7 protein-coding genes are annotated in these 7,611 nt (G+C 72.2%); 3 read left to right on the top strand and 4 right to left on the bottom strand.

The window, feature by feature from the left end:
* Both ACE3T5_RS20240 and murI read left to right on the top strand, forming a co-directional pair.
* Positions 1-1,000, top strand: a 1,000-nt coding sequence (locus ACE3T5_RS20240; protein WP_374669913.1) for a FumA C-terminus/TtdB family hydratase beta subunit, incomplete at its 5' end; no start/stop codon positions are given.
* Positions 1,001-1,065: 65 nt separating this feature from the next.
* The gene (gene murI / locus ACE3T5_RS20245) at positions 1,066-1,839 is read left to right on the top strand and encodes a glutamate racemase (protein ID WP_374669914.1); all 774 of its coding nucleotides are present in this window, start codon (positions 1,066-1,068) and stop codon (positions 1,837-1,839) included.
* A 25-nt stretch (positions 1,840-1,864) separates the two neighbouring features.
* Here murI and ACE3T5_RS20250 read toward each other — a convergent pair whose 3' ends face one another.
* Positions 1,865-2,371 carry a hypothetical protein gene (locus ACE3T5_RS20250; RefSeq protein ID WP_374669915.1) on the bottom strand — a complete coding sequence of 169 codons (507 nt, stop codon included), beginning with the start codon at positions 2,369-2,371 and terminating at the stop codon, positions 1,865-1,867.
* Entirely contained in the window at positions 2,349-3,170 is an 822-nt protein-coding gene (locus ACE3T5_RS20255; protein ID WP_374669916.1) for a DUF6502 family protein, read from the bottom strand. Before ACE3T5_RS20255 ends, ACE3T5_RS20250 begins: the two co-directional genes overlap by 23 nt.
* 190 nt (positions 3,171-3,360) lie before the next feature.
* Between ACE3T5_RS20255 and ACE3T5_RS20260 the strand changes: the two genes are divergently transcribed.
* A complete protein-coding gene (locus ACE3T5_RS20260) occupies positions 3,361-5,412 on the top strand; it encodes a beta-propeller domain-containing protein (RefSeq protein ID WP_374669917.1) in 2,052 nt (683 codons plus the stop codon).
* A gap of 73 nt (positions 5,413-5,485) precedes the next feature.
* Here ACE3T5_RS20260 and ACE3T5_RS20265 read toward each other — a convergent pair whose 3' ends face one another.
* Entirely contained in the window at positions 5,486-6,799 is a 1,314-nt protein-coding gene (locus tag ACE3T5_RS20265; RefSeq protein WP_374669918.1) for an MFS transporter, read from the bottom strand.
* A 42-nt stretch (positions 6,800-6,841) separates the two neighbouring features.
* A complete protein-coding gene (locus tag ACE3T5_RS20270) occupies positions 6,842-7,471 on the bottom strand; it encodes a DUF6806 family protein (RefSeq protein ID WP_374669919.1) in 630 nt (209 codons plus the stop codon).
* Between the last annotated feature and the right edge of the window lie 140 nt (positions 7,472-7,611).

Raw genomic sequence — 7,611 nt, forward strand, 5'->3', positions numbered from 1 at the left:
GTGCCCGCCCGGCATGCTGGGCATCGGCATCGGCGGCACGGCCGAGAAGGCGGTGCTGATGGCCAAGGAGTCCCTGATGGACGACCTGGACATGTACGAACTGCAGGCCAAGGCCGCGCGCGGCGAGAAGCTCACCCAGGTGGAGGAGCTGCGGCTGGAGCTGTACGAGAAGGTCAATGCGCTGGGCATCGGCGCGCAGGGCCTGGGCGGTCTCACGACCGTGCTGGACGTGAAGATCAAGATGTACCCCACGCACGCCGCCAGCAAGCCGGTGGCGATGATCCCCAACTGCGCCGCCACCCGCCACGCGCACTTCGTGCTGGATGGCTCCGGCCCGGTCTACCTGGAGGCCCCCAGCCTCGACCTGTGGCCCGACGTCAACTGGGTGCCCGACACGCAGAAGAGCAAGCGGGTGAACCTGGACACGCTGACCAAGGCCGAGGTCGCGAGCTGGAAGCCCGGCGACACGCTGCTGCTGAACGGCAAGATGCTCACCGGCCGCGATGCAGCGCACAAGCGCATCCAGGACATGCTGGCCAAGGGCGAGCCGCTGCCGGTGGACTTCACCAACCGCGTCATCTACTACGTGGGCCCGGTGGACCCGGTGCGTGACGAGGCGGTCGGCCCCGCCGGCCCCACCACCGCCACCCGCATGGACAAGTTCACCGACATGATGCTGGCGCAGACCGGCCTGATCGCGATGATCGGCAAGGCCGAGCGCGGCCCGGTGGCGATCGAGGCGATCAAGAAGCACCAGAGCGCCTACCTCATGGCCGTGGGCGGCGCGGCCTACCTCGTCTCCAAGGCGATCAAGCAGGCGCGCGTGGTCGGCTTCGCCGACCTGGGCATGGAAGCCATCTACGAGTTCGACGTGGTCGACATGCCGGTCACCGTGGCGGTGGATGCCGGCGGCACCAGCGCCCACATCACCGGTCCGGCCGAGTGGCAGCAACGCATCGCGAGCGGGGAATTCAAGACCATCCCCGTGGTCGCGGCCTGAGCACGCGGGCACCGGCCGCCGCCCCGGCGCGGACGGCGGCCCTCGATCCCCGCGCCCCCGTCGGCGTGTTCGACAGCGGCATCGGCGGCCTGAGCGTGCTGCGCGCGCTGCGGGCCGAACTGCCGCACGAGCGCTGGGTGTACTTCGCCGATGCCGCGCACGCGCCCTACGGCGAGCGTGACGCATCGGCCGTGCGCGAACGCGCGCTGGCCATCGCCACGGAGCTGCGCGCGGCCCATGGCATCAAGGCCCTGGTGGTCGCGTGCAACACCGCCACGGCCGCCGGCGTGCACGCCTTGCGGCAGGCGCATCCGGATCTGCCCGTCATCGGCCTGGAGCCGGCGCTGAAGCCGGCCGTAGCCCTCACGCGCACCGGCCACGTGGCCGTGCTCGCGACTCGCGCGACCCTGGCCAGCCCCAAGTTCGCCACGCTGCTGGCGGGCGTGGCGCGCGACGTGCAGGTCACCCGGCAGCCTTGCGACGGCCTGGCGGCCGCCATCGAGGCCGGCGACGCGGCCGCCGTCGCCGCGCTCTGTCGCCGCTACACCGTCGAGGCCGCGCGGCATGGCACCCGGCCGGGGGAGATCGACACCGTGGTGCTGGGCTGCACCCACTACCCCTTTGCGTCCGACGCGCTGCGCGATGCGCTCGGCCCCGGGATCACGCTGGTGGACAGCGCCGGGCCGGTGGCCCGGCAGACCCGCCGCGTGCTCGCGGCCGCAGGCCTGCTCGCGCCACCTGCACCCGACGCGGGTCACGTCACGTGGCGCAGTTCAGGTGCGCTCGAGCCGCTGCTGAACGCCGCCACGCGCTGGTTGCCGCAAGCCGTGACGGCCTGATCGCGCGGCCACGCGCAGCGCCCGGTCAGGGCGTGCAGGCGGCCGTCACGCCCGCGGCCGCCTGCCGGCCCAGCGTGACCGGGCCGAGCAGCACCACCCCGCGCGCATCCGTCAGCGTGGCGGTCACGCTGGTGGCCACGTCGGCCGCACCATTGAACTGCAGGCGCAGGGTGGCCGGTTGCGTCTGGCGGCCGTCCCGACCCTGCGTCTCCAGGCTCCCCTCGACCAGGGCCAGGCCGGCGGCGTCGGTCGACCACGAACCCGCGCGGGTGAAGCGCAGGCAGGCGCTGGCCAGTTCCACCGCCTCGGGCTCCAGGCGCAGCTGGGCGCCCACGCAGTCGCCGACGCAGGCCGCACCCGGCGGCGAGAACGAGGGCTGCGCTCCGGCGCCGAACAGCTGCACGCCCTGCACCGGCCCCGTGCCCGTGCCCCCCGTGCCCGGTCCGCACGCGGCGAGGCCCAGCACCAGCAGCGCCGTGGCCAGAGCCGCCAGCGCGCGGCGCGCCCAGTCAGGGGCCAGGGGGTTGGTCATGCTCGGCATAGAAATAGCTCCCGAATCGCACGCGGTGCGTCCGTCGCGCCGCGTCAGCGTGGATCTCGTCGTGGGCATGCCGCGCCTGCGCCTCGCGCATGACGGATCGGAACGCGACCCGCCAGGCGCGGGCCGCGGCCACGTGCACCTGATGCGCCGATTCTGCCGTGAGCCGGTCCGCGAACAGCGACTGCTCCAGCCAGTTCGCATCCGTATCCAGGTTGGCCGCCGCGGCGGCCGCGTGATCATGCAGGTTGTCACGCAGCAGCGCGGCCATCTCCTCGAAGCCCTGGCGCGGCACGAAGCCCGGCACCAGCAAGCGGATGCCGTCGACGCCCTCTTCCACCATCCCCAGCCGAAGCAGTTCGTCCAGCACCGCGCGCGGTCGCACGTCGCGGCTGATGGCGTTGACCAGGCCGTCGAAGCTGGGCATGGCGCCGGCGCGGGGCAGCACGCGCGGCGCGCCCTCCGTGTCCAGGCAGTCGGGCTCGCTCAGCCAGCGACCGGCCACCTGGCTGGCCATGTTCATGGGTGCGTCCACGCCCGTGCCGGCGCCGGCGCGGGGCAGCCGCGTCAGCGTGCGCACGTCACGCCGGTGCACGCCGGACAGCAGGCTGAGCGCGCTGTCCGTCTGCTTGCGGCCGGCCTGCTGCAACTCCTCGCGCGCGGCCTCCAGGAACACCTGCTTGAGCGCCACGCTGAAGGCCGGATACGCCACGCCGTGTCGCAGCAGCGTGCGTGCCAGCGGCTTGAACAGCGCGAGCACGGCAGCCAGGACGGTTTCGGAGCGGGTGGCCATGGGCTGGGCGATGGTAGCTGAGGTGGCGGGCCGGGATCGGTTGCGGCCTCGTCATTTGTGGGATATTATCCCACGCACTGACGCGCTGTCACGCATCTGCCGTCAAGCAGCCGGGGGCCAGCGGGGCCCCCACCGCGCCGGCCCGGACGTGCCGGACAGGGACAAGGACAAGGAAAAGAACATGAGATCCATGACGATGACGCCCGTGGCGCGCGGACCGCGCGCCTGGGCCCGGACCTGCATGACCGCGGTCGCGCTCGCTCTGGTGGCGGGTTGCGGTGGCGGCGGTGGTGCGGGGGTCGCAGCGGGGGGTGGCGACGGGACTGCGCCGCCTCCCGCCGGCGATTCGGCACTGAAGGCGGCGGCCTCCGGCGAGGTGCTCGCGTACTTCCGCAAGCAGGTGGGCGAGCGCGCCGCCGCCGGCCTGGAGGGGACCGCCGTTTCGCTGCCGGGCACCGCCGTGGTGTTCTCGCCCGCGCCGGCCTTCTCGGGCACCACGCTGCAGGAGCAGGGCGTGGACGAGGACGACCGGCTGAAGACCGACGGCCAGATGCTCTACGCGCTGCACGCGGCGCGCTACGACACGCCGACGCCAGAGCCCGACCGGCTGGGCGTCTCGCGCATCCAGTCCGACGGCAACCTGCAGGACCTGGGCAGCCTCACCCTGCGCGCGGACTGGCGCGCCTCCGGCCTGTTCCTGGCGGAAGAGGCCCGCCGGCTGGCGGTGCTGAGCGAGAAGAGCAGCTACGGCGTCATCCAGCCCGCGCTGCCGGCGGCGACCTCGCTCATCGCCATGCCCACCGAGCGCAGCATCGCGCTCGATGTGTACGGCGTGCAGACCGGTGCCCTGCCCGCGGCCCAGGCCCGCATGGAGATCGACGGCTGGCTGGTGGCCAGCCGCCGCATCGGCAACGTGCTGTATGTGGTGAGCAGCTGGACGCCCGACCTGTCGGCGTGGCGCGTGCCCGCCAACAGCACGCCGGCCCAGGTGAGCACCACGCTGGCCACGCTCACGGCCGAGGCGCTGCTGCCCAAGGTGCGCGTGAACGGCGGCGCGGCGCAGCCCCTGGTGGCCGAGACCGACTGCTACGTGCAGCCGGCCAACGCCACGCTGGGCCTGCAGCTCACGACGATCACCGCGATCGACCTCTCCAGTGGCAGCCTGCAGCGCGCCAGCCGGTGCTTCGTGGGCGACGGCAGCGCCGTCTACATGTCGCCCGCCAACGTGTACATCGCGAGCTCGCAGCAGGTGTGGATCGCCGCCGCCTTCACGGCCGCGGTGTTCCCGCGCGAGACCACGACCGACATCCACAAGTTCGCGCTCGCGGGCCTCGGCGTCACCTACCGCGCCTCCGGCCAGGTGCCCGGCCACCTGGGCTGGGACGCGGAGAAGATGCCCTACCGCATGAGCGAGCACAACGGCGACCTGCGCGTGGTCACCTACACCGGTGACACCGGCTGGTCCGGCACGCCGCAGGCCTCGCCGATCACGACCGCCAAGCCCTCGCCCGCCACGCTGACGGTGCTGCGCGAGAACGCCTCGGCGCGCACGCTGCAGGCCGTGGGCTCGCTGCCCAATGGCCGCCGGCCGGCGCCACTGGGCCATGAGGGCGAGCAGGTGTACGCGGTGCACTTCGCCGGGCCGCGCGCCTATGTGGTGACCTTCCGGCGCACCGACCCGCTGTACGTACTCGACCTCTCGGATCCGGCGGACCCGAAGACGGTGAGCGAACTGGTGATGCCCGGCTACTCGGAAGTGCTGCGCCCCATCGCCGGTGGCGACTGGCTGGTGGGCATCGGCCGCGACGCCAGCGCGAGCGGCGTGGTCGAGGGCCTGAAGGTGGCGCTGTTCGACGTGCGCAACCCGGCTACGCCGCGCGTCGCCGCCTCCATCTCGCTCGGGGGCCGTGGCAGCACCAGCGCGCTGGATGGCAGCCGCCATGGCGTGAACATCCTGGAGGCCGGCGGCCGCGCGCGCATCGCCCTGCCCGCCCGCCTGACCGAAGCATCCACGAGCGGCTTCTCCAGCGTCGCCACGCAGGGCCTGACGCGCTTCGTGGTGGACACCGCCGCCGGCACGCTGGTGCAGCAACCCACTGTGGTGGCCACGCGCTTCGACGGCACGCCGGCCGACGCGCAGCGCTACGCCCGCTACGACGTCACCGCCGAGCGCAGCGTGCAGTCGACCCTGGGGGCCTACTACCTCTCGGGCGGTGAGGTCCGCTTCGCGCCGGCGCCCTGACCCGCCTGTCGAACCGCCAGGGGCAATGGCCCTTGGCGCGACAACGACTCACCTCCGTGCGGCGCGAGCCGCTTCACGCCGCCCCGGCTGCCAGGCCGAGGGCGGCTTTTTTGCCGCGCTCCACGTCCACCTTCAGCAGCAGCACCAGGCCGGCGACGAACAGCAGCGTGGTCGCCAGGATGGCCATGCGCTGGTTGCCCCCGGTCGCCCAGGTGATGGCGCCGTAGCTGAGCGGGCCGATGATGCTGGCCAGCCGCACGGCGAAGGTCCACAGGCCGTAGAACTCCGCCAGCTGCGCCGGCGGCGCGAACAGGCCGGCCATGGCGCGGCCCGCGGATTGGCTGGAGCCCATGCACAGCCCGGCGATGGCCGCGGCCCACCAGAACTGGCCCTTGGTGACCGACAGCGCGGCGATGACGCAGGTGGCAATCCAGCCCACCAGGGTGCTGCCCAGCGCGAGCTTGTGCCCCACGCGATCCTGCAGGTAGCCCCAGGCAAAGGCGCCGGCGGCCGCGGCGAAGTTCAGCACGAAGATCAGCACCATCGTCTCCTGCTGCTGGAAGCCGATGACCGCCTCGGCGTAGATGGCCGCCAGCGCGATGGCCACCGCCACGCCGCCCTGGTAGCAGACCGCGCAGGCCATGAGCCACATGAAGTCGCGGTAGCGGCGGGCCTCCGCGAAGGTGCGCTGCAGCCGCGCGATCGAGGCGCGCAGGCCGCCTTCTGCCAGGGCCTCGGGGTTCGGGCGGGCGCGCTCGCGCAGCAGCCGGAAGGTGACGAGCGAGGCCGCGCCATAGAGGCCGGCGGTGATCAGCATCGTCACCGGCACGAACTGCGCGGCGGCCTGGCCCTGCTTCTGCGCCCAGATCACGTAGCCCAGGCAGATGCCCAGCGCGAGCATGCCGCCGAAGTAGCCGAAGGCCCAGCCCCAGCCGCTGACCTTGCCCATCGCCTCCGTGCGGGCCAGCTCCGGCAGGAAGGCGGCGGTGAGCGACTCGCCGTAGGCAAAGAAGGTGTTGGACACGACGATCAGCAGCATGGCCAGCACCACCGTGCCCGGCTGCGCGAAGGCCAGCGCCGCGGTGCTGACCACGCAGCCGGCCGTGACCACCGCCAGCACGCGCTTCTTGGCCGCGCGCAGGTCGGCGTAGGCGCCCAGGCTGGGCATGGTGAGCATGACGATGGCATACGAGATGGACAGCGCCAGCGTCCAGGCGAAGGTGGCCCACTCGGCCTTCTGCGCGACGCCGCCCACGAAGTAGGCCGCGAACACCGCCGTGATGACGACCGTGGTGTAGCCCGAGTTGGCGAAGTCGTACATCGCCCAGCCGAACACCTCGCGCTTGCGCACGCCGGGGTTCAGGGCATCCGTGGAAAGCGCGGCCATGCATGCTCCTCGTCGAACCCGCCGACGCGGGGATGACGAACTCTAATGCAGGTGACGCGGCCGGCGCCCGCCGCCGTGGCCGCCCGCGCCGCCACTGCCGCCGCCGCGCGGCGGCTTGCCGATCTCCAGCGAGCTCACCAGCTTGTCGAAGCGCTGGGTGAACAGCTTGTCGATCTCGGCCACCACGCCATCGAGCTCGGCAGCGTCGAAGTGGCGCTCCATCATGTGCACGACATCCTCGACCAGCAGGTCGCGCTGCACCTGCATGATGGCCGCCGGCGTGGGGCCGACGAACAGCATGACGAAGTCGTCACGGGCTTCCTCGTCGCCCTGCGCCTCGTCGTCGTCGAACTCGGTGTCGTAGAAGCTCACCTCGATCGCCGCGCCGCGCTCGGCCAGGTCGTTCAGGCCCATGCACATCTCGTCGAGCTGCTGGCGGAAGTCGAGGTCGCCCGAGACCGTCCAGCACAGCGAGAGCATGTGCGTGTGGGCGTCGAACTGGATGCCCGGCTCCTCCTCGTAGGCGCTCTCGGCGGCATCCGCCAGCGAGCGCGCGCCGGCATAGGACCACAGGGGCTTCAGCGCCTCCTGCAGCTGGGCATAGGTGACGCCGGCGCGCAGCGGCACGTCACCGTGCACATGGATCTCGAAAGGGGCGTCGTAATCGGACATGTTGCTCTCCGGCCGGTGGCCCGGCTCTCCATTCTGGACCTGTTCGTCCTTGCGCGCGACCATGGTGCCTCGAACCGGGATCGAACCGGTACGCCGGGTTGAGCGGCGGCGGATTTTAAGTCCGCTGTGTCTACCAATTT

Source organism: Ramlibacter sp., from assembly GCF_041916345.1.
Lineage (GTDB): Bacteria > Pseudomonadota > Gammaproteobacteria > Burkholderiales > Burkholderiaceae_C > Ramlibacter.

Bases quoted from the DNA above. Each gene is read 5' to 3' on its own strand.
- ACE3T5_RS20250 (WP_374669915.1), bottom strand. From the start codon at position 2,371: ATGACCAACCCCCTGGCCCCTGACTGGGCGCGCCGCGCGCTGGCGGCT.
- ACE3T5_RS20255 (WP_374669916.1), bottom strand. From the start codon at position 3,170: ATGGCCACCCGCTCCGAAACCGTCCTGGCTGCCGTGCTCGCGCTGTTC.
- ACE3T5_RS20260 (WP_374669917.1), top strand. From the start codon at position 3,361: ATGACGATGACGCCCGTGGCGCGCGGACCGCGCGCCTGGGCCCGGACC.
- ACE3T5_RS20265 (WP_374669918.1), bottom strand. From the start codon at position 6,799: ATGGCCGCGCTTTCCACGGATGCCCTGAACCCCGGCGTGCGCAAGCGC.
- ACE3T5_RS20270 (WP_374669919.1), bottom strand. From the start codon at position 7,471: ATGTCCGATTACGACGCCCCTTTCGAGATCCATGTGCACGGTGACGTG.